The sequence below is a fragment of the Candidatus Manganitrophus noduliformans genome, assembly GCF_012184425.1.
In the GTDB taxonomy this organism is placed as follows: Bacteria; Nitrospirota; Nitrospiria; order SBBL01; family Manganitrophaceae; genus Manganitrophus; species Manganitrophus noduliformans.
On the sequence record NZ_VTOW01000002.1, the window covers coordinates 657,425 to 675,544 of the forward strand.

Annotated in this window: 16 protein-coding genes; 6 read left to right on the forward strand and 10 right to left on the reverse strand. The window is 58.0% G+C overall.

Features of this window, described 5'->3' with window-relative positions:
* Window positions 1-99: 99 nt before the first annotated feature.
* Window positions 100-1,503 (reverse strand): hypothetical protein, encoded by a 1,404-nt coding sequence (locus MNODULE_RS12375; RefSeq protein ID WP_168060218.1) that lies wholly within the window; start codon window positions 1,501-1,503, stop codon window positions 100-102.
* Between the two features lie 319 nt (window positions 1,504-1,822).
* On the opposite strand from MNODULE_RS12375, the gene MNODULE_RS12380 reads away from it, so the two are divergent.
* Entirely contained in the window at window positions 1,823-4,342 is a 2,520-nt protein-coding gene (locus MNODULE_RS12380) for an efflux RND transporter permease subunit (protein WP_168060220.1), read from the forward strand.
* A 10-nt stretch (window positions 4,343-4,352) separates the two neighbouring features.
* Here MNODULE_RS12380 and MNODULE_RS12385 read toward each other — a convergent pair whose 3' ends face one another.
* Both MNODULE_RS12385 and MNODULE_RS12390 read right to left on the reverse strand, forming a co-directional pair.
* Complete coding sequence (locus MNODULE_RS12385; RefSeq protein ID WP_168060222.1) at window positions 4,353-5,783, reverse strand: NAD-dependent malic enzyme; 1,431 nt, start codon at window positions 5,781-5,783, stop codon at window positions 4,353-4,355.
* A gap of 144 nt (window positions 5,784-5,927) precedes the next feature.
* Entirely contained in the window at window positions 5,928-6,749 is an 822-nt protein-coding gene (locus MNODULE_RS12390; protein ID WP_168060224.1) for a prohibitin family protein, read from the reverse strand.
* A 369-nt stretch (window positions 6,750-7,118) separates the two neighbouring features.
* Here MNODULE_RS12390 and MNODULE_RS12395 point away from each other — a divergent pair, with 369 nt between their 5' ends.
* Window positions 7,119-7,874 carry a hypothetical protein gene (locus MNODULE_RS12395; RefSeq protein WP_168060226.1) on the forward strand — a complete coding sequence of 252 codons (756 nt, stop codon included), beginning with the start codon at window positions 7,119-7,121 and terminating at the stop codon, window positions 7,872-7,874.
* Between the two features lie 7 nt (window positions 7,875-7,881).
* On the opposite strand, the gene MNODULE_RS12400 is transcribed toward MNODULE_RS12395, so the two are convergent.
* From MNODULE_RS12400 to MNODULE_RS12425, 6 genes are all read right to left on the reverse strand, one after another.
* The gene (locus MNODULE_RS12400) at window positions 7,882-8,127 is read right to left on the reverse strand and encodes a hypothetical protein (protein WP_168060228.1); all 246 of its coding nucleotides are present in this window, start codon (window positions 8,125-8,127) and stop codon (window positions 7,882-7,884) included.
* Complete coding sequence (locus tag MNODULE_RS12405) at window positions 8,127-9,500, reverse strand: dihydrolipoyl dehydrogenase family protein (RefSeq protein WP_168060230.1); 1,374 nt, start codon at window positions 9,498-9,500, stop codon at window positions 8,127-8,129. Before MNODULE_RS12405 ends, MNODULE_RS12400 begins: the two co-directional genes overlap by 1 nt.
* Window positions 9,501-9,555: 55 nt before the next feature.
* Window positions 9,556-10,722 carry an ABC transporter permease gene (locus MNODULE_RS12410; protein WP_168060232.1) on the reverse strand — a complete coding sequence of 389 codons (1,167 nt, stop codon included), beginning with the start codon at window positions 10,720-10,722 and terminating at the stop codon, window positions 9,556-9,558.
* Entirely contained in the window at window positions 10,719-11,891 is a 1,173-nt protein-coding gene (locus MNODULE_RS12415) for an ABC transporter permease (protein ID WP_168060234.1), read from the reverse strand. Before MNODULE_RS12415 ends, MNODULE_RS12410 begins: the two co-directional genes overlap by 4 nt.
* Complete coding sequence (locus MNODULE_RS12420; protein ID WP_168060236.1) at window positions 11,891-12,565, reverse strand: ABC transporter ATP-binding protein; 675 nt, start codon at window positions 12,563-12,565, stop codon at window positions 11,891-11,893. The genes MNODULE_RS12415 and MNODULE_RS12420 overlap by 1 nt, the downstream gene beginning before the upstream one ends.
* Before the next feature lie 87 nt (window positions 12,566-12,652).
* Entirely contained in the window at window positions 12,653-13,768 is a 1,116-nt protein-coding gene (locus MNODULE_RS12425) for an efflux RND transporter periplasmic adaptor subunit (RefSeq protein WP_168060238.1), read from the reverse strand.
* 268 nt (window positions 13,769-14,036) lie between these two features.
* Between MNODULE_RS12425 and MNODULE_RS12430 the strand changes: the two genes are divergently transcribed.
* The 4 genes from MNODULE_RS12430 to MNODULE_RS12445 all read left to right on the forward strand — a co-directional run bounded on the left by MNODULE_RS12430 (window position 14,037) and on the right by MNODULE_RS12445 (window position 17,092).
* Window positions 14,037-14,792, forward strand: coding sequence for an alpha/beta hydrolase (locus MNODULE_RS12430; RefSeq protein WP_168060240.1), 756 nt, complete (start codon window positions 14,037-14,039; stop codon window positions 14,790-14,792).
* Window positions 14,793-14,956: 164 nt separating this feature from the next.
* A complete protein-coding gene (locus MNODULE_RS12435) occupies window positions 14,957-15,586 on the forward strand; it encodes a superoxide dismutase (RefSeq protein WP_168060242.1) in 630 nt (209 codons plus the stop codon).
* Window positions 15,587-16,015: 429 nt separating this feature from the next.
* On the forward strand, window positions 16,016-16,504 hold the full coding sequence (locus MNODULE_RS12440; RefSeq protein ID WP_168060244.1) for a urate hydroxylase PuuD: 489 nt from the start codon (window positions 16,016-16,018) through the stop codon (window positions 16,502-16,504).
* Between the two features lie 96 nt (window positions 16,505-16,600).
* Window positions 16,601-17,092: a urate hydroxylase PuuD gene (locus MNODULE_RS12445; RefSeq protein WP_168060246.1), complete on the forward strand. Its 492-nt coding sequence runs from the start codon at window positions 16,601-16,603 to the stop codon at window positions 17,090-17,092.
* Between the two features lie 21 nt (window positions 17,093-17,113).
* Here MNODULE_RS12445 and MNODULE_RS12450 read toward each other — a convergent pair whose 3' ends face one another.
* The gene (locus MNODULE_RS12450) at window positions 17,114-18,112 is read right to left on the reverse strand and encodes an SMP-30/gluconolactonase/LRE family protein (RefSeq protein ID WP_168060248.1); all 999 of its coding nucleotides are present in this window, start codon (window positions 18,110-18,112) and stop codon (window positions 17,114-17,116) included.
* Between the last annotated feature and the right edge of the window lie 8 nt (window positions 18,113-18,120).

Genomic DNA, 18,120 nt, shown 5'->3' on the forward strand with positions numbered 1-18,120 from the left:
AAACCTGCCCGCTTCAATCTTTTGGTGGAGCGTTAAAGATCGTCGAGCACAAAAGAAAAGGGCGGACGAGGGTCCGCCCTTTTCGACGTCGATCCAATACTAAGGTATACAGGGTATCGATACCAATGGAAAACCAAAGCTGGGGCGCAGCAGGAAACAATCCCCTGCAACAAGACTCTCTGAAGGGAAAGTAACACCGTCTCCTGTAACGGTAGCTGAGCCTTCCTCAATTCGAATAATGGGCTCCGTCGTAAGAGCTGTGCTTTCCCGAAGCGTCCATTTCGTCCCCTGCGGGATGACCACATTGACGGTACCGGTCAGCCCACTGCCGCCCCCGGGAGGCACTGGACTGAACAGACCGAACACATCCTCAATCGCGAAGTCGCTATTGTATTCCTGATCAAACGTGATGCTGTCGTCCGCTCCATTCAGGGTCACGCCGAACGGCACAAACCCAAACGAAAAATCAACATTCGGGCTATTAGCCGGATCGTCCACATCAAGGCTGAACGGCGGCGGGCTGTTGATGCCGATCTTCGTAATGACCAGCGTCTCCGCCGTCAACGCCGCATGGAGTGTCGCCCCATTCAGGGCCAGCTTGGTTGGGAAGCTGACATCGTTCAGATCTTCCACAGGAAACAACGCATTAAGCGCGCCCAGACCGAGTTCGGCCGTGAGCGTTCCCCCCGGACCGTCGGCGGTGAATTCAAAGACCTTCTCGGTCGCGGCGATATTGATGTTGAAATCGCTCGCCGCATCGACGATGTTAATCGCCTGTACGATCGAAAAGGTGAACTGTGCGTGATCGATGCCGAGTTCCGTAAATGTTGCCCGCACAACCCCTTCCAACGTTTCCGGAAGCTCCACGTCAGGGCGGGCGGCGGATGCAATCGCCTTCAACTGGGCGAGGTCCAATTGAAGGGAAACGGACCCGCTGCTGTAATCGATCGTCGCTAGAACGAAATTATCATATTTAATTTCAAGCGTACCCTCTTCGGCATTGCCGCCGGGGGTTAATACAACCGTGATGTGACTGTAGAAATCGATACAAGGTTGACCCTCGAGGGTAACTTGCCCCAACAACGGATCAGAGCAGAGCAGCGTTTCATCCGGATCGAAGGTGATGGCATCTCCGGTTCTTTGGCCGTTCTCAAGGATCAGCGCAATCGCCTCCCCGAGTTGGGCTTCCAAATTGGCCGTCGGATCGGGATCGGGCGGAATGCCGAGCGCATTCAGAATCGTTTCGGCCGCTGAAGAATTGCCGACAGATTTCCCTATCGAACCGAGCAGGCTTTTCGAAGCCCCGCCGACCGTGTCGGCCGCCCCCGCTGCGGCCTGCTCTGGGGTCACTTCAACCGGAGCACCCGCGCTCGACCCTTTAGACCCCCCACCCCCGCACGCCGCGATTGCTCCGACGGCGACAAAAAACAAGAGCCCCCATAGGATATAGCGCGTGGAGGAAGGCCACGCTTCATTTTTCATTTTACGTATGAGCCAACGCATTTGAGTTCCTTTTTGAGTTTGAATGGTTTATACCGAGCAAGCGCCGAGCACAACCGCGACCAAAACGAATAGAACAGGGTGGTAAAGCCGACCGATAAGTTGGTTCATGTGATCTCTCCTTTTATTTTTTATTTTTATTCTCTATCGAAAACCCGGTCTTAAAATGCTCCCATTCATAAAATACTTTTAATGTATGAGTCAACCCCCTCTTTGGAGGGGGTATCCAAATAAAGACATCCCCATCATCCCTTGAAGAAATCGCTTTTTTCTTTTAAGGTAAGCTTCATGAATCGACTTTTAACGACTTGCAGGACACTTTATGTCATTGGTTGATCGTATCCTCGGCAGCATTGCGCGCTCCGTCTGTAAAGATCGCGGGCGATGGGCCGTTGTTTTCCTATCGATCGCGCTGATTGCCTCTTTTTCAATCTCCCGGATCCAATTGACGCTGGACGCGGAAGACTTTCTCCCCAAAAAGCCGCCCCGGGATCGACACTTTCAACAGCAAGTATTGGAACAATTTGGAGGGAAGGCGCCGGTCGTCATTGTTTTTCGAAGCAACAAAAAGATCGAAGCCCGAAACATCGCGCCGCTCATCGAAGCCGTCGCCGGGAAATTAAACGCCGTCGAAGAGGTCAAAAAAGTGACCTTCCGTCTGGAGCCCAAGCTGAAGGCGTTCATCGACGCGGAGCTGCCGAGGATGCTTCTGCTCCACCTGAACCCGAAAGACTTAAACCTTTTTTCAAAAAAAATAAGCGCCTCAACGATGAAGACGCTGATTCTTCCGACCGAATTCGGAAACCCGCAGCCGGAGGGGGTCCTCAATCGGGACCCGTTGGGACTCTTCACATTGACCGGCCCCTATCTTTTCGACTTGATGACCGGGTTCCGGATCGTGCTGGTCGACGGGTATTTTGCCTTCAGAGGAGAGGAGTCGTTCTTTATTTTGGTCGAGCCCAAAGATCCGATCCGCAAAGCGGAGGACGCCAAACGGATCACGACGAAGATCGATGCGGTTCTCAACGAGGTTCGCGCCGACCCTTCGTTTGAATCGCTCTTCAAAGAGATCGATGCGACCCCGATCGGCCGCCCTTACATCTATGCCTCCACCTTTGACACGGCCATGAAGGACGCCAAACAATCCCTTTTTTATTCCGTCGCATCGATTTTTCTCCTCCTGGTCCTGTTCTACCGGCGGCTCGCCGCTCCGCTTCTCGTCATGCTCCCCGTCTTTTTTGGTCTTCTGATCATTGCCGGTTTAAGCGCGTTGATCTTTCCCTCCGTGAATCTCTTCTCTTTGCTCTTCGCCGCCGTCCTTGCCGGACTCGGCATCGATTTCTCCATTCATATCGGAACGCACTATTGGCTTCACTCTCATCCGTCCCGGCCTCGCGAAGAGGCGGTTGTCGGCGCGGTCGTGCGGCCCGGCAGAGGCAATCTGTTCAGCGCCCTCACCACGGCGGCCGCTTTTTCGGCGCTTGCATTCAGTCAATACAGAGGGATCATCCAAACCGGTCTCCTCACGGCGATCGGGATTTTGGTGATGTTGCTAAGCGCCGTCACTTTTTTCCCCTTTTTTATCTCTTTTTCTAAAAAACCAATCGAGACACCCAAGGCGATCCTCCGCTGGACCGAAGCTTTTATTTTCTTAAGCGAGCGGTTTCCGAAGCGGGGAGTGTTTGTCTGGGGACTCCTGGTCGTGATCGCCACGTTCGGTGTGTTTCGGCTTGGTTACGAAGATCATCCGTGGAGCGTGGCGGTTCGGGGGAACAAAGAGGCGGAGGAAGTTCTTAATTTAGACAAAAGAGTCGGGATGAGCTTTGTCCCCATTTTGATCGTGAGTCGCGGGGAGACCGAGACGGAAGCCATCGAGAAAGACCGGCGGGTGGCGAAGATTCTCGCCCAAATTCGGAAGGGAGCGGGGATCGCGTTTTTTCAATCGGTCACGAGCCTCCTTCCCGAGGAATCCCAACAGCGGGAAAACATCGCCTTCATCAACGCAAATCAATCCCTCTTTTCTGCGGAAAGATTCCGAAAAGATTTTCATGGAATTTTAAAAGAGGGCGGCCGAGATTCCGAATACTTGTTGGGCCCCTACACGGATCAGGTTGCAAAAACACTCGGCCCGCCGAGGCAGACGCCGATCCGCCTGGAAGAACTCAAAGAATGGGGTCTGAGGCCGGAAATCGATCGCCATCTTGGGACGATTGGAAACGATCCTCTGGCGGTCACCTACGTTTACCTCACGCAATTTCCGTGGGCAAAGGGGGTGGTCAAGCGGTTTACCAGCCGGTTTGAGGCGGCCGGCGGAGGACAACTCGATGGGGTTTTTCTCGCGGGCGAAGGGATCGGCTCGGAAAGCCACGCGAACCTTCTCAAAAAAGAGGTGATCCAGGCCGGCTCCATTGCCCTGATCCTGGTCACCCTGTTGCTGACCGTTGCTTTTAGGAAACCTTCATCGATTGCCTTGACGTTGCTCCCGTTGCTCTGCTCGGTCTGGATCACCCTGGGGGTGACCGGCTTTTTGGGCTATGAGCTCAACTTCCTCACCCTTTCCGTGACGCCGATTCTGCTCGGGATCGGGATCGATTACGGCATTCATATCATGGAGCGTTATCGGAAAGAGGGCTCCGTCCGGGTGGTGCTGAAAGAAACCGGCTCGGGCCTGACGGCGACCAGCCTGACCACCGCCTTCGCCTTTTTAAGCTTTTGCTTCTCGGAGAGTCCAGCGGTTCGCGAGTTCGGCATCGTCGCATCAATCGGGCTGGGGATCTGCCTGCTCGCCTCGCTCCATCTTCTTCCCTGCATTTTTGAGAGCAGACGATCTCGGAAGGTTTGATCCGGACGGTTTATTCTTGATTGTTCGTGATCTTCTTTTCCCGGCGGGCGACGCCGGTTTCGGTGGCCGCTTTCGAGACCGCCTGGGCGACCACCTTTGCGACCTTTCGGTTAAAGACGCCGGGAACAATATAATCTTCGGAGAGCTCGTCTTTTCGGATCACGGAGGCGATCGCCTCCGCTGCGGCGAGATTCATCGCGTCGTTGATCTCGGAAGCGCGGACATCCAAGGCCCCCCGGAAAATTCCGGGAAAGGCGAGGACGTTGTTGATCTGGTTGGGGTAGTCGGATCGTCCCGTCGCCATGATCCGGACGATCCCCTCCGTCTCCTCCGGCATGATCTCGGGGGACGGATTGGCCAGGGCGAAAACGATCGGATCGCGCGCCATCTTTTTCACCGCGGCGGCGTGGAGGATGCCGGCGACCGAAACGCCGATGAAGACATCGGCCCCGACCAGCGCATCCTCCAGTTTCCCCTTTACCCGCTCCGGATTGGTTCGCTTCGCATACCGGCGCATCACCGGGTTCATCTCGACTCTTCGGCCGGCACAGAGGATGCCGTCCCGATCGCAGCCGATAATCCGCTTTACCCCGGAAGAGAGAAGCATGTCGATGATCGCGGTGCCCGCGGCCCCCACGCCGTTCACGACGACTTTGAGATCCTCCCGCTTCTTTTTTACGATCCTCACGGCATTCAACAACGCGGCCAAAACCACCACGGCGGTCCCGTGTTGATCATCGTGAAAAACCGGGATGTCGAGCGTCTTCTTAAGACGCCGCTCGATTTCGAAGCAACGGGGCGAAGAAATATCTTCCAAATTGATCCCGCCGAAGCCGGTGGCAATCCGCTGGACCGTTTCGACGATCTCATCCGGATCTTGCGTCGCAAGACAGATCGGATAGGCGTCGATCCCGGCGAACTCTTTGAAGAGCATCGCCTTCCCTTCCATCACCGGCAGCGCCGCCTCCGGTCCGATGTTGCCCAGCCCCAAAACCGCCGAGCCGTCGGTCACCACGGCAACGCTGTTCTTCTTGATCGTCAGGGCGAAGGCTTTGCCTTTGTCCTCCTGAATCGCCCGGCAGACCTGCGCCACCCCCGGGGTGTAGACACGGGAGAGATCGTCGCGGGTTTTGATCGGAATGCGATTCGCAATCTCGATTTTCCCCCCGAGATGAAGCAAAAAGGTCCGGTCGGAGAGATGAACCACTTCGACGCCGGGAATCCGCTTGACCGCCTCCACGATCCGGGCCGTATGCGCTTCATCCCGTGTGCTGACGGTGATATCGCGGGTGATCCCCCCCCGATCGACGCTGACGATATCGATCGCGCCGATATCCCCCCCGGCCCCTCCGATCGCCGACGTAATTTGGCCGAGCATGCCGATTTTATTCTTGAATTTCAGCCGCAGCGTTACGCTGCGGCTGGCGCTGGGATAAACCATATTAAAAAGAACTCTGACAATAAACGAGCCGAAGCCGCGTCGGAGGCAGAATTCCGACGACGCGCTTCTACGCAGGGGTCTATGGGACGCGAAGACACGATGAACGCCGCCCCATCCTCCGGCACCCCACTTTCTTATTTTACACTATTTTGTTTTCAGGCTGTTGACGTCGATGAACGGCATCGCCCCCCCGGAGACCTGAGGGAGTTTCCCGTCCCATTTTTCGATCGCGCGAAGCTGCAGCAGGATCGGCGTCAGGGTTTCCCGCTGTAACCGTTGCCCTTCCGCCTCGGCGCGCGCCTGGGTGATCCGCTGATCCGCCTCGATCTTGATCCGGTCCAGATCCCGTCTTGCCTTGAGCGCCGACTGCTCGGCGGTCTGCTTCGCCTCGATCGCCCGGTTGAATTCCTCCGAGAAGGAGAAGTCGATGATCGAGAATTCGTCAACAAGGATATGAAACTGGACCAGCCGTTCAATCAAAGTCGTCTTGATCGCATCCTTGACCTCGCCCCGCCGGGTGATCAGCTCCTCGGCCGTAAAATGCGCCGTCGCCGCCTTGACCGCCTCCTGGACCGCGGGATCGATCACCCGCTCCTTGTAGCTGACGCCGACCTCCTGGTAGACTTTCTGCGCGCGGCTCGGATCGATATGAAAATTCACCGCGATCGTCGAGGAAACGTTCTGAAGGTCTTTCGACGCCGCCGGCGCGGCGGTTTGCGACTTCTGGACCCTCACATCCATCAGAACCACCTCTTCAACAAAGGGGATCTTGAAGTGCAGCCCCTCATCCAGCGTCACATCCCTGATCCCGCTCAGCTTGCTGAAGACCACCCCCCGCTGCCCGGCTCCGACCACCTGAAAGGAGCTGAAGAGAACAATCAGCAACAGCAGGACGACGGCTCCGAGCACGATCAATCGTGGAAGATTCGCCCCACCCGGCATTTTCATCTCATAGATATCGGCCATTCATATACCTCCTTTGTTTTAAATTCGGTTTCGGTTACATCTACCTGTTCGATCACCAATAATTCGTTGCGCTCCGGGAAGCGATGCCGGGGGTCGAGCCGTCGAGGGCTCCTCTGCGGGATGAAATCCGTATCGCGGTGGATCTCGTCGAGAAGGTCTGATTCGAACGGACGCCAGTGGAGGAAGAAAGTCCCTCCGTGTGGAGGGCTATCCCGATCGGACCGAGCGGAGAGTGAATGAAATTATTATAAAAAGGGGGGAGTTGACTCATTCGCTTGTCCCTTCTTAACACATTCTCGACCGAATGGCAAGAATGTCAATTGACTGGGTCGCCGAATCCCGCTATGATAGAAAGCAAAGGAGAGAGCAATGAATCAGATCACGCGAACGTTCGGTTTTCTCTTCATCTTGTTCTTTTGGGTCAGCTTCGTCCAGGCGGAAGAAACGCCCATTCCTCAGGTGGAGCGCTATTTTCCGGATGAGGTGGGAATGTCCTGGAGCTATCGGGGATCGGTCGTTGACGACGTGCAACGCGTCGGCGCTTATATCAACACCGCCGCCGTCAAGGGAACCGCGGAGAAAAAAGGAACTCAAGTAAAGATCTTTACGGAGAGCAATCAGGCCGATGAGGGCCCCGCCGAGAGCTACTTCGTCAGAGATGAAGAAGGGATCTCCTACTACGGCGGCAAACCGACGACCCCTTTCGAAAACCAGCTCGTCCCCTATCGGGTCATTCGATTCCCGCTGATTCTCAACAAACCTTTCTCTCAAATCGACAAGTCGATCACCTTCGCCCGCGATTTGGACGAGGATGGAAAAGAGGAACAGGCCCACGTCCAGGCGGAGATTGTCGCCTTGGGATTCGAGACGGTCTCGGTGCCGGCGGGGGTGTTTAAGGATTCCTTGAAATTAGAGGGGAGGATGAAAGTTTTCATCACCCTCTCCGGCGATGGGAAGGTCCTCCTCATGACCGACAAGACGACCAATTGGTTCGCGCCCGATGTCGGCATGGTCAAGGGGATCGAGAAGACCGAATTCCCCTCCCCGGACGGAGGGAATCCGACCGGATCGATCATCACCGAGGAGCTGTCCGAGTATTCAACAGGACGATCCTCGGCACATTAATTGGAATTCACTCCTCTCGGGACATCTTCCAGACGAAAGCCATCGCAATCAGAAGGGGCAGGACGATGATCGCAACCTTGATCAGTTCGATCACGGCCGCGTCTTTTGCTTCGGAAGGGGTCATTTCGGAGGGAAGAAATGTCTTGAGGTAGTGGATCTCTTCCACCGAATGCCGGGCGACCAGAAAGATCGGCACCCAGAGGAGAAGAAGAGTCAATCCGACGACGATCCGCTTCTTCCGGCGCGGCTCCATCACTCTCTCCCGACCATTTCGTCGGCCAGATAGAGCATGATCTCCGCCAGCGACGGATGGATGTGGCTGATCTTCGCATACTCCTCCACCGTCGACCGGAAATGCATCGCGACCGCCGCTTGGTGAATGAGAATCGACGCCTCTGCGCCGACAATGGCGGCGCCCAAGATCTCCCCCCACTGCGCATCGGCGACGATCTTGATAAACCCTTCTGTTCGATCGGTGATAATCGCTTTTCCGAGATCGCTGAAAGGAAACTTTCCGACACGGACCGGAATTCCCCGCTCCCGCGCGTCGCGCTCGGAGAGGCCGACCCGCGCGAACTCCGGATCGCAAAAGACCGCGCGGGGAAAGACCCGGTAGTCGGCCTTTTGGACCGGCCCCTTCACTAGGTTCGTCCCGGCGATCTCTCCCTCGTAGGTCGCCATGTTGACGATTTGAGCCCCCCCGGTCACATCCCCCGCCGCGTAGATATTCGGATTGCTCGTTTGAAGGAAATCGTTCGCAACGATCCCGAGGGGGTGCGTCTCCACGCCGGCGGCCGAAAGATGGAGCCCGTCGATATTTCCGGTCCGGCCGGTCGCGATCATGATCACCTCGGCCTCTACTTTCTGGACCCGCTCATGTTCCTCAAAAGAGATCCACTCCCCCTGCCGATCCCGCTCGATCATCACCTCCCGGACCCCGGTCCGGAGGTCGATGCCGTCGTTCCGAAGAATCTCGGCGAGCGCCTCGCTGACATCTTCGTCTTCGTGGCTTAAGATCCGCTCGCCTCGCTGCAGGAGGGTCACCTTCACCCCCATCCGGGCGAAGAACTGGCCGAACTCGGTCCCCTCGACCCCGCCGCCGATGATCACCATCGACTCCGGAAGCGATTCCATCTCCAGCGCTTCATCGCTCGTGATATAGCCGGCCTCTTCCAGGCCGGGAATCGGCGGAATCATCGCCCGCGATCCGGTGGCGATGAGGAACCGCTCGGCGGAATATCGTTCGTCGCCGACTTGGACCTCTTTTCCGGAGAGAAACCGCGCCCGCCCCGAAAGCAGCGTGATATTCGGATGCCGGAGGACCCCCTGGTACGCATCGTCGGCCATCTCGGCGATCAATTTATCTTTGCGCTGTTTGATCTGATCGAAACGGATGCCGACATGTTTCCCCGGATAGATTCCCACCTCGGGCGCTTTCTTGAGCAATCCGATCAATTCCGAAGAACGAAGATAAGCTTTCGTCGGCATACATCCCTTGAGGATGCAGAGCCCGCCGAAGGGACCGGTCTCGACCAGGCCGACCTTCGCCCCCAGCTTCGCCGCCGCCTTGGCCCCATACCGCCCCGCGCTTCCGGCCCCGATCACCATGACATCGAATGTTTTCATGCCGCGATTATGATACCTCACTTTCGTCTTGTTCTCAACAATGTGATTCGGATCGTCAGGAAGCCCGGAAGGCTTCGACGATTTTTTGGCGGGAGGCGCGGACCGCCGGGAGGAAGCCGCCGAGGAAGCCCATCGCGAGCGCGAAGGCAAGCGACTGGACGACAATCGCCGGAGAGAGAATAAAACGGAAAGCCAGCTCGGAAAAGGTGGCGAAGTTGGTCGTTGAGACGGTGACGAACTGGAGGAGCGAGGCGAGGAGGATCCCGATCCCCCCGCCGATTGAAGCGAGCAGGAGCGATTCAAAAAGAAAAGCGCCGAGAATGCTCCGCCGGGGGAAGCCGAGGGCCCGCATCGTCCCGATCTCGGTCGTCCGGTTGGCGACCGAAGCGTACATCGTGATCATCGCCCCGATCATCGCCCCCAGGCTGAAGATCACGGTGACGAAGAGCCCCAGCACCCGGATAAAGGTCGCCATCATCTCCGACTGCTCGGCGTAATATTGCTTCTCCCGCGCCACCTCTACCGTCAGCCGGGGGTCGGACTCCAGGCGCGATTTGAGGGAGGAAAAATCACCGGCGCTTGAGAGCTGCGCGGTGATCGATGAGAAGACCGGCCGGCGGAAGGCCTGAACCAGCTGCTCGGCATCGACCCAGATCTCCGATTCAAACCCCGCCCCCTCCGCATCGAATACACCGACGACGGTCCAGTCCCGCATGCCGAACCGGATCGTCTCCCCCAGCCCGGCCCCCTGAAAGCCCTCCGCGACGGGGCGCCCGACGATCACCTCCGAAAGCCCCGGCCGCCAGCGGCGACCCTCCACCAGTTTCACCTGCGGACGCATCGTGAGCGACTCGGGGGCCACCCCCCGGATCTGGACGTGGGACGGATTGCTGCTCCCCCGCTTGGGGAGATTGATCAGAACGACGACTTCGGAGGCCGCCAGACGATTCCCCTCCGGACCGACGGCGATCTCCGGTTGGCTCTTGACGATGTTGACCGCATTCCGATCGAGCATGCTCATGAATTCCGATTCGGCCCCTTGGCGGACGATGATGGCGTTTTTATCCGACCCGGTCCCCACCAGCGTCTTCTCCAGCCCGTTCGCCAGCATCAATACCGCCGAGAAAACGAAGATCACCAGCGCAATTCCTCCCGCCGTCAGGAAGGTCGTCAGCCGCCGCGTCCAGAGATTACGAAAACTGTAGTTGAGAGGAATGATCATCCCACCCTCCTCAACCCATCCACAATCCGCACCTGCACCGCCCGCCAGGTGGGGAAAGCGCTGGCGGCGAGGCCGACGATGAGCGCCATCAGGGCACAGATGATTTGCGTGCTCGTCGCCACATCGAACGCCGGGAAGATCGCCCCCATCGCATCCCCCATCGCCCGCTCGAAACCGTTCGCCGCGGGGTAGGTGATCAGTATTCCCAAAAGACCGCCCGTCAGGGCGATGAGGAGCGACTCGCCGATGATGAAAACAATCAGATGCCGCGCCCCGAAGCCGAGGGTCTTGAGGACCGCATACTCCGAGAGACGCTCGCGCGCCGTCATCGCCATGGTGTTCGAGAGGACCAAAAGAATCACCCCGATGATCACCATCGAAATGATCCGAAGCGCCACTAGAATCGTCTCGCTCATCGAAATGAAGCCGAGGACGAAGACCCGCTCCGTTTCGGTGAGCGTTTCCGCGAGCGAATTCTTGAACCGCCGGTCGATCGCCTCCGCCACCTCCGCCGCCTGTTTCGGGTTCTGAACCTTCACGACATACCAGCCGACATTCCCCGCCTGAAACGGCGCCGTCTGCCGGAGCTTCTCGTCGAGGTATTGGTAGTGGAAGTGAAACTGCGTCTCATCGGTCGACTTTTGCTCCCCGGTGTAGATCCCCCGGATGACAAACTCCCACTCTCCCGGAAAGATCATCCCGCGCATCTGGATCGTATCGCCGACCTTCCAGTTGAAGCGCTCCGCCAGCTTCCGCCCCGCCACCGCGGCGTTCCGCTGCTGCTTGAACACCGCCTCCTGCTCTGGGGGGAGCTGGAACTCGGGGTAAATTTCGTACCAGGTGGTCGCATCGACGGCGAACTGGGGAAACTGCGAATGCTTCTCGTCGATGTAAATCCCGCCGAACCAGTTGGCGTACGACACGTCGGCCACCCCGGGGATTCCCCGAATCGCCTCTCGATAAGAGAGCGGCAACGAAAAACCGAGCGAAACGGCATTGCGGGTGATCAGCCGGTTCGGCGCCGAGGCATCGACCCCGGAGTACCAGGCGCCGATCACCGTCCGGATCAAGCCGAAGGCGCTGATGGCGATGGCGATTCCGAAGACGGTCAGAATCGACCGGAGCGGATGGCGCAGGGTGTTTTTCAAGATGAGGCGGAATAATTCCATCAGGCGAAGGACCCCTTGTCTAAATGTCGCACCGCCTTCGCACGTTCCGCCGCGCGGGGATCGTGGGTCACCATCACGATCGTTTTTCCATATTCCGTATTCAGCCGGCCGAGGAGGTTCATGACCTCCTCGGCGGAGGTTCGATCGAGATCGCCCGTCGGCTCGTCGGCGACCAACAACGGCGGATCGGTCACAATCGCCCGGGCGATCGCCACCCGCTGCTCCTGACCGCCGGAGAGCTGCTTGGGATAGTGATGAATCCGGTCGGCCAAACCGACCAGCTCCAGCGCCACGGCGGCATGCTCCCGCCGCTCCTGCTTCGCAAGCGGGGTCAGGAGGAGCGGCAGCTCGACGTTTTCAAGCGCCGTCAGGACCGGCAGGAGGTTGTAGAACTGGAAGATAAAACCGATCGTCTGCGACCGCCACCGGGCCAATTCCGATTCGGTGAGCGCGCCGAGCTCGGTCCCGGCCACACGAAGGAGGCCGCGCGTCGGACGATCGATTCCGGCGATCAGATTCAGCAGGGTCGTTTTTCCGGAGCCCGACGGCCCCATCAGCGCAAGGAACTCTCCCTCCGGCACCGTCATCGAGATGTTTTGGAGCACCGGAATTTCCAGCGTGTCCCGATGATACGATTTTGAAACGTCGATTAGTTCGATGAGTGAATCAGCCATAAAACCGTTATGGGTTAAACGTGAATCGTTAATCGTAAAAGCGAAAAGGCCCATTGGTTTCCGATTTTCACGTTTAACGAATAACAATTAACGATTCGCACTCTCTCCTATCTGAACCCGATCTCCGGGAGCCAGATTCTCAGGGGGATTGAGGACCACCCGGTCGCCCGGCTTGAGTCCTTGCTTGATCTCGACCTGGCTCCCGAGCGGCCCACCAGTCTCCACCGGAACCATCTCGACATGCTCTTCCCGAATGCGAAAGGCCACTTTTCGATCTTCCCGGGTGACGATCGCGCCGGGGTTCACCGTGACGATCGGCGCTCCTCCTTGATCGGCCTTAGGCTCGGAGAGGAAGGCGACCTTGGCGCTCATCTCGGGGAGGACCCGGTCGTCGAGGTTGAGAAAACGAATCTTGGTCAAAACCGTCGCCTTGGCCCGGTCGGCCGTCGGGACGATTGTCTGAACAACCCCCTCGTATTTCGTTTCCGGATAGGCGTCGAGGGTGATCTCGGCCGCCTGGCCGATCCGGACCTTTTCGATATTCGATTCGGAGACGTCGGCCTCCACCTGAAGCGACGACATGTCGGCCATCGTCACCACCGCCGCCTTTACCTGCGTCGATGTGCCGAAGGGGGCCACCACCTCCCCGACCTCGGCGTTCTTCGTCAGGACTGTCCCGTCGAACGGCGCCCGGATGACGGTGTTCTCCACTTCGACTTCGGCGGAACGGACCGCCGCCTCGGCCGCTTTCACCCCCGCCGCGGCCGAGGCGAGCGCCGCCTTTGACCCGCGGTATTGCGCCTCCGCTGCGTCGAAATCTGCCTGAGGAACAAGCCCCTCCTCCAGCAGACTTTTCTTCCGTTCGTAATCGGAGGTCGCATTGTCGAGCGCCGCTTTCGCCTGATCATACGCCGAGCGGGCGACATTGAGATTCGCCCTGGCGCGCGCCAAGGCCGCTTCCATGTCGTCGCTCTCCAGCCGGCCGATGATGTCCCCTTTCTTCACCCGGTCCCCTTCGCGCACCCGCAATTCGACCAGCCGGCCGGTCCCCTTGGAGGCGACCGCGGCGCGCCGCTGGGCGACCACGTAACCGCTGGCGTTGAGGAACGGAACCGACTGAGACGGATCGAGGGAGGAGACGGTCGCCACTTCGACCGATTTCGCCGCGCCGCTGAAGGCGCGAAGGCCGATCACAACCCCCATCGCCGTGACCAGAAAGAGAACAATCCAGAGCCCTTTTCGGCTTCGACGGGGGGTCGATCCGGCTCCGGTATTTTTCCAATCAATCTTGAGACGGGAGAGGTCGGAAGGCTTCGTTTCGATGGCGATTTCCTTTCAATGAAATGGGCGTCTTTTCATTGTAATGGCAATGTGTCGGTTCTTCAAGGAGGGATTTGCCGTTGACCTCGGCCGCTCCCTTCTCATATGATGCCAAGGTTGGCTTGTTGATCTCGAGTTGAATCGATCCGATATGGCGCGACTGACACTTTCAAACCACGATCACCTCGATTACACGCTGACCCTCCCCTCCCGGCCGGCCGAGATTCTCGTCGTCTACATCCACGGGTTCGCCTCGCACCAACGGGGGGAGAAGGCGATTTATTTCCGGGATCGCGCGGTCGAACGAGGGATGGCCTACCTGGCCTTTGATCTGCGGGGACACGGCGATTCGAGCGGAACGATCCGGGAGTTGACCCTCACCCGCGGGCTGGAGGACCTCTCCGCCATCCTCGCCGGCCCCGCCGCTCCCTTCCGGAAAATCGTTCTGATCGGCTCCTCGATGGGAGGCCAACTCGCGGTTTGGACCGCGGCCTGGAACCCGAACCGGATCGCCGCCGCCGTCTTGATCGCCCCCTCTTTCTCTTTCTACCAGAACCGGCTGCGCGATCTGGGGGAGGGGGGACTCCGGCGCCTGAACCAGGAGGGGGAGATGCGGATCAAAAACGAGTGGATCGATGTAACGGTCGGACGCGAGATGATCGAAGACGCGAAGGGGTACGACATTGAGAAAATCCTTCCCACCTATCTGACCCCGACGCTGATTCTTCATGGAACGGCCGATGCGACCGTTCCCCCGGAAGGAAGCTTCGACTTTCTCCGCCGCGCCGCGGCCCGCCCGCTCGATCTGGTCCTCATCGGCGGGGGAGATCATCGCCTCAGCCAACAAAAAGATTACCTCTTCGACATGATGACGGCGTTTCTTCATCGCGTCGGTCTCGTGTCTTAGCCTCTCTGCCGACCCCGATTTCGCCCCGCGGCTTGTGAAAGAAGTGCACACAAGATCAGATTAAAACTGTCACTGGAACGGGACGATCTCCTCATCGCGCGGCTAAGGTCGCGGTCTTGATCTTGCAAATTTTCCCCCTTGAAAACCAACTGGAGGGAAGCGCGATGATTGAATTCCAGGCCAAATTCAAAGAGGACCTTAAGCCGAGGCCGGTGCCGGGACTTTCGGACCGGCAGATCGACGATCATTTCGATGTAAAGTACAAAGGCTACGTGACCAAATTCAATGAGATCCAGAACAAATTGAAAGAAGCCGATAAGCAGAAGGCGAATCCCAACTACAGCGAGACGCGCGAGCTGCTCGTCGAGCGGCTCTACTGCCACAACTCGATCAAGCTCCACGAGGCCTTCTGGCAATGCCTCTCCGGCAGGAGCGATCCGCCCGACATTCTCAAACAGATGATCTCGGAGGACTTCGGCTCCTACGACAACTGGAAGCAAGAGTTCAAAGCGTGCGGCCTCTCGGCGCGGGGCTGGTCGATCTGCGGCTTCGATCTCGACAGCGGCCGGATTTTTAATGTCTTGACCGACAACCACTCCATCGGCGCGTGGAACATCATCCCGTTGATGATCCTGGACATGTACGAACATGCCTATTACATCGACTACGGCGCCTCGGTGAAAAGCTATGTCGAGGAGGGCTTTCTCCCGAACATGAGCTGGAACTTCGCCGCTCACATGTTGAACCGTTATCCCCTCGCTCAATACCGGACTTCCCTGCGGAAAGCCGCCTGAGAAGTCTCTTTTCGGATGATGGAATGCGGATGGCGGCGCGGCAAAGGCGGGGAAACAGGACCTTCTCTTCATCTTTACACGCCGCCATCCGAAATCCGAACTCCGCAATATCATTCGCCTCTCCATATTTTTATATTGACGAACAATCCCCCGGTTGTGTATCCTCAAAAGCAAGTTCATCCCTATTCATTACAAAACGGTTGAGACAGCCTGCGCCGCATCGCTCGGAAGGACGCGCAGCTTTACATCTCAGTCTCATCGTGATTCCTTGACCAAGGAGAGAAGATATGAAAAATCCGCTTGATACGATTGGTGGCACAGTGACGGCCGGTTTTGTGTTGACGTTCATTCTCTTTTTCGTTGTCAGGGCATTGGTATAACCCCTGTCGATCGGCAAGATACCTCTCTACTAACTAGGAAGGAAAAACAATGACCATTGAGCTCATTTTTAGATGGGGGCACTTTCTGGCCGGGATTATGTGGATCGGCCTCCTCTACTACTTCAACTTCATCCAAGGCGCATACATGAAAACGGCCAGTCCCGAGGGAAAGGCCGATGTTTCCAAGCACCTGGTCCCGCGCGCCCTCTGGTGGTTCCGCTGGGCGGCCGCCTTTACCTGGATCTTCGGCGCCTTGATCCTGATGGTCCGAGGCATTCTCTTTGAAGCGTTCCTCCTCCAAGGAGCGGCCGCCGTGATTGGAGTGGGCGCCTGGCTCGGCACGATCATGCTCTTTAATGTCTGGGTGATCATCTGGCCGAACCAGCAGAAGGTGCTCGGCATCGTTCAGGCGACGGCGGAAGAGAAGACCAAAGCGGCTCGGATCGCCTTCCTCGCGTCGCGCACCAACACAATGCTGTCGATCCCGATGCTCTTCTTCATGGCGAGTTCCAGCCACGCACCGGCCGGTCTCTTCTAAGAATCATCGCCTTTCATCGAGAGAGGGACCGGTCCGAGGGGAAGGGATACCGCTTTTTGGGTTCAGCTCGTCGGGCACGCCATGGAGCTTGAGCAGATGATCAGTTCTGAAACCGTTTTACCGTTATTACTTCGTTGGATTCATTTCGTCGCCGGGATCACCTGGATCGGCCTGCTCTACTACTTCAATCTCGTCCAGGTCCCCTTCATGAAAGAGACCGATGCGGCGACGAAAAGCGGGGTGGTGTTGCGGCTTGTGCCGCGCGCCCTCTGGTGGTTTCGCTGGTCTGCCTTGGTGACCGTCTTGGCGGGGATTTTATTATTAATGGTAGGGCGAATCGTCAACACGTCGATTATGATCGGCGGCACCCTCGGCCTCATCATGCTCTTCAATGTCTGGGTCCTCATCTGGCCGAATCAAAAGAAAGTCATCCAGATGACCGGCGACGCCACCGCCACCAAAACGCCGCCGCCCCCCCAGATGGCCAAACACGCCCGGATCGCCTATCTCGCCTCAAGAACGAACTTCTATCTCTCCTTCCCGATGCTCCTCTTCATGGGAATGTCGGCGCATTTTCCGCAGTTTTAGTCTTCCGTTCTAGCAAGACAGCTACTCATCCTCCTCTTCTTCGCGCGGAATACCCGACACCGTGAACGGCGTGTTGCTCGTAGCGAAGTCGGCGTTGACGACCAGATAGAGGTGCCACGCCCGGGCGATGGTCGACGGCCCGCGGAAGGTCGGGTCGGTCCTCCGCTCAAGGACCTTCCAGCGCAACCGGCCATGGCCGAGCTGGACGAATGTCAGCGTCGGCGGAGCGCCCTGAACGACGATCAATCGGCCCCGGTCGAGCAGCAGGCCGTCCCCCCCGACCAGCGGCTCGACGTCGATCGGATGGATTTTGCGGCCGTCCGGCGCCTTGTCCTTCAAGTCGATCAGGAAGAGCTTTCCGTTGTTCGACTGCACCACGATGAGCCGCTTGCCCCCTCGAAGCGAAACAATCCCGTTGAGGTTGAACGCCCCCGCTTCGTATTCAACCTCCGGCCCCATCGGAATCCCTTCCGGCAGGCCGCTCCCCGCCTCGACCTGCTCGGCCGTCACACGCCAGAGGGTGGGGCGAAACGAATCGGTGATGAAGACATCCCCCTCTTTCGTGACGACGAGATCATTGAGAAAACCGCCTCCGCCGGTCTCGAATGACGCGACAAGTTCCTTGGTCGCGATGTCATAAACCGAGAGCGTTCCGGTGTTCCCGCCGGCCACATACAATTTTCCCTTTGCGACTTTCATTCCAACCGCCGATTTGCCGCTCTCGCCGGGGATAAACTCCGTTACGGTGGGATCATTCAACATTCCCCGGTAGAGAGCGCCGTCACCGACCGCGCCGACGAAGAATGCGCCGCTGCGCTTATCGAACGCCACCCCCTCCGGGTTGCCGTGCGTGGAGGGGTCAAGGGTGAAAACAACGGTCTCCTCCGGATCGTGGCCCGGACCGTTCGGCTTGCCGCCGCCCGATCCCGGCTTGGCGAATACAGGCGAGCCTCCAGCGACCAACAGAACCACTGTAAAAATTGCGACAAGGATTCTTACTGCGTGATTCCACCTCATCATGACTCTCC

What these genes read in the sequence shown, in the direction of transcription:
- MNODULE_RS12450 (WP_168060248.1), bottom strand. Translation starts at nt 18,112, where the DNA reads ATGATGAGGTGGAATCACGCAGTAAGAATCCTTGTCGCAATTTTTACA.
- MNODULE_RS12420 (WP_168060236.1), bottom strand. Translation starts at nt 12,565, where the DNA reads ATGGCTGATTCACTCATCGAACTAATCGACGTTTCAAAATCGTATCAT.
- MNODULE_RS12410 (WP_168060232.1), bottom strand. Translation starts at nt 10,722, where the DNA reads ATGATCATTCCTCTCAACTACAGTTTTCGTAATCTCTGGACGCGGCGG.
- MNODULE_RS12380 (WP_168060220.1), top strand. Translation starts at nt 1,823, where the DNA reads ATGTCATTGGTTGATCGTATCCTCGGCAGCATTGCGCGCTCCGTCTGT.
- MNODULE_RS12425 (WP_168060238.1), bottom strand. Translation starts at nt 13,768, where the DNA reads ATGGGGGTTGTGATCGGCCTTCGCGCCTTCAGCGGCGCGGCGAAATCG.
- MNODULE_RS12395 (WP_168060226.1), top strand. Translation starts at nt 7,119, where the DNA reads ATGAATCAGATCACGCGAACGTTCGGTTTTCTCTTCATCTTGTTCTTT.
- MNODULE_RS12435 (WP_168060242.1), top strand. Translation starts at nt 14,957, where the DNA reads ATGATTGAATTCCAGGCCAAATTCAAAGAGGACCTTAAGCCGAGGCCG.
- MNODULE_RS12400 (WP_168060228.1), bottom strand. Translation starts at nt 8,127, where the DNA reads ATGGAGCCGCGCCGGAAGAAGCGGATCGTCGTCGGATTGACTCTTCTT.
- MNODULE_RS12375 (WP_168060218.1), bottom strand. Translation starts at nt 1,503, where the DNA reads ATGCGTTGGCTCATACGTAAAATGAAAAATGAAGCGTGGCCTTCCTCC.
- MNODULE_RS12440 (WP_168060244.1), top strand. Translation starts at nt 16,016, where the DNA reads ATGACCATTGAGCTCATTTTTAGATGGGGGCACTTTCTGGCCGGGATT.
- MNODULE_RS12405 (WP_168060230.1), bottom strand. Translation starts at nt 9,500, where the DNA reads ATGAAAACATTCGATGTCATGGTGATCGGGGCCGGAAGCGCGGGGCGG.
- MNODULE_RS12430 (WP_168060240.1), top strand. Translation starts at nt 14,037, where the DNA reads ATGGCGCGACTGACACTTTCAAACCACGATCACCTCGATTACACGCTG.
- MNODULE_RS12385 (WP_168060222.1), bottom strand. Translation starts at nt 5,783, where the DNA reads ATGGTTTATCCCAGCGCCAGCCGCAGCGTAACGCTGCGGCTGAAATTC.
- MNODULE_RS12415 (WP_168060234.1), bottom strand. Translation starts at nt 11,891, where the DNA reads ATGGAATTATTCCGCCTCATCTTGAAAAACACCCTGCGCCATCCGCTC.
- MNODULE_RS12390 (WP_168060224.1), bottom strand. Translation starts at nt 6,749, where the DNA reads ATGGCCGATATCTATGAGATGAAAATGCCGGGTGGGGCGAATCTTCCA.
- MNODULE_RS12445 (WP_168060246.1), top strand. Translation starts at nt 16,601, where the DNA reads ATGATCAGTTCTGAAACCGTTTTACCGTTATTACTTCGTTGGATTCAT.